This is a genomic window from Streptomyces lycii (genome assembly GCF_009735685.1).
Lineage (GTDB): Bacteria > Actinomycetota > Actinomycetes > Streptomycetales > Streptomycetaceae > Streptomyces > Streptomyces lycii.
Window position 1 is genome coordinate 1 of sequence record NZ_WHPN01000030.1, and the last position, 2548, is coordinate 2548.

Sequence of the window (2548 nt, forward strand, 5' to 3'; positions counted from 1 at the left end):
CCGCCTCCGCTTTCCGGCACAGCTCGCCTCTTGACACCGTGACCGGGCGCGGTGGACCTTGTTCGGGCATCACCGCGGGAAAGCGTTGTCACACCACGGGAGTTCCCTCACTCAGGGCAGGCTTGCGGGAAGCGGCCCGGCCTCTCCCGCCCCGATTTCTTCCTCTCAGGGAGCCGCGATGCCTCGTAATTCTCGCCCCCGCCCCGTCGTCCACGCTCTCGCCGGGCTGCTCGTCGCCGCGTCGGTCTTCGGGTGCGGCGCGCCCGACGACAACGCGCCGGCGGACGACGACTCGCCCGCCGCGATACCCGACAAGCCCAGCAAGCCGGTGGCGCTCGAAATCCTCGACGTCGCGGGAAACCTCCAGCTCACCCAGCCGATGATCGACGACTTCGTGGAGCAGAATCCCGACATCGTCAGCAAGGTCTCCTACGACAAGGCCCCCGCGCCGGACCTCGCCGGCAAGATCAAGGCACAGCAGCAGGCCGACCGGGTGCAGATCGACCTCGTGCTGACCGGGACCGACGGGCTCGCAGCCGGTATCTCGCAGAACCTGTGGACCGACATGTCGGCGCACGAGAAGGCGATCGGCGGCGCCCCGGACTACCTCGAACCGGCCGCCGACATGCAGGAACTGACCCAGGGCAAGGGCACCGTCCTAGTCTACTACCCGTCGGGCCCGCTCATCCAGTACAGCCCCGGCAAGGTCACCGACCCGCCCGGCAGCCCGCAGGAACTGCTCGCCTGGGCCAAGGAGAACCCGAAGAAGTTCCAGTACGCGGACCCGGCGAACTCCGGTCCCGGCCGCACCTTTCTGATGGGCCTGCCCCATCTGCTCGGCGACAAGGACCCGAAGGACCCCAAGAGCTGGGACAAGACCTGGAAGTACCTCAAGGAGCTGGACAAGTACATCGACAACTACGCCTCCGGCACCACCGAGACCATGCAGAACCTGGCCGACGGCCAGGTCGACATGGTCGCGACGACGACGGGCTGGTACATCAACCCGCGCGCGCTGGGCACGGTGCCCAAGGACGTGCGGGTGGCCCACTTCCACGACATGACCTGGGTGACCGACGCGCAGTACGCCGTCGTGCCGCGGGGTGTGGACGCGGACACCATGTCCGCTGTCCTGCGGCTCATCAAATGGATGCTGACGCCCGAGCAGCAGGCGAAGGCCTATGACGACGGGTACTTCTACCCCGGCCCGGCCGTGAAGGACGTCCCGCTGGAGATGGCCCCGGAGAAGTCGCAGCAGGTCATCGAGGAATACGGTGCGCCCGAACTCGACACCTGGATCGAGGAGTTCCCCAAGCAGCCCTCACTTCCGGCGGAACAGCAGGTCGAGGCGTTCGACATGTGGAACCGAGAGGTCGCGAGCCAGTAAGCAGCCAGGGTCCGCACCAGGGCGTGCACAGGGACCGGCCGCCGCGGCCCCCGCCGGTCCGCGGTCCGCGGCGGCCCGTGCCCGGAAAGCCGCAAGGAAGGCAGTGATGTCCCAGTTCTCCGCGATCCGGCTGGACCAGGTGTCCCGGAGGTTCGGACGCCACCGAGCGCTCGAGGAGCTCGACCTCGAGATCTCCGGAGGCGAGTTCGTCGCCCTCCTCGGGCCGTCCGGCTGCGGCAAGTCCACCGCTCTGAACTGCCTCGCCGGGCTGCTGCCGCTCACCGGCGGCAGCATCTGGCTGGACGACGAGCGCATCGACCCGCTGCCGCCCGAACGCCGCGGCTTCGGAATGATCTTCCAGAACTACGCGCTCTTCCCGCACATGTCCGTGTACGACAACATCGCCTTCGGTCTGAAGATGGCCAAGGTGACACGGGCGGAGACCGACCGCCGGGTGCGGCAGGCCCTGGACCTCGTACAGCTGGCCGACCACGCCCGCAAACGCCCCGGCCAGCTCTCCGGCGGCCAGCAGCAGCGCGTCGCGATCGCGCGGGCCGTCGTCCTCGAACCGCGGCTGGTGCTCATGGACGAGCCGCTGTCGAACCTGGACGCGGCGCTCCGCCTCCAGATGCGCACCGAGATCCGCCGGCTGCACCAGAGCCTCGGCCTCACCACCGTCTACGTCACCCACGACCAGGAGGAGGCCCTGTCCCTCGCCGACCGCCTGGTGGTGCTCCGTGACGGGCGGACGCAGCAGATCGGCACCCCCGAGGAGGTGTACAGCACCCCCGCCAACCGCTACGTCGCCGGATTCATGGGCTACCGGACCATGCTGGACGCCACCGTCGCCAGGACCCTCGGCGGCGGCGGGGTCGTGCTCGCGGTGGCGGGCGTGTCCCTCCCGGGAACCGACCGGGACGGCCTGGCCGAGGGGGCCCGTGCCGTCGCCGCGATCCGCCCCGAGGACCTGGACGTGACACCGGAGGGTGCCGCGGCGGACGGCTCACCGGGGGCCGGACGTATTCCGGTCACCGTCGAGGTCGTCGAATACCACGGCCGCGAACTGGCGGTCGAGGCCCGGCTGCCGGACGGGCAGGAGGTCCACTTCAGGACCGGCAGCCGGCTCGCACCCGGGGACCGGGTCGAGCTGTCGGCACCCGC

2 protein-coding genes are annotated in these 2548 nt (G+C 69.7%); both read left to right on the forward strand.

The window, feature by feature from the left end; translation table 11 throughout:
- The first annotated feature begins 178 nt into the window (after window positions 1–178).
- Window positions 179–1387 (forward strand): ABC transporter substrate-binding protein, encoded by a 1209-nt coding sequence (locus GCU69_RS01480; protein ID WP_156204918.1) that lies wholly within the window; start codon window positions 179–181, stop codon window positions 1385–1387.
- 106 nt (window positions 1388–1493) lie between these two features.
- Window positions 1494–2548, forward strand: a 1055-nt coding sequence (locus GCU69_RS01485) for an ABC transporter ATP-binding protein (protein WP_156204919.1), incomplete at its 3' end; no start/stop codon positions are given.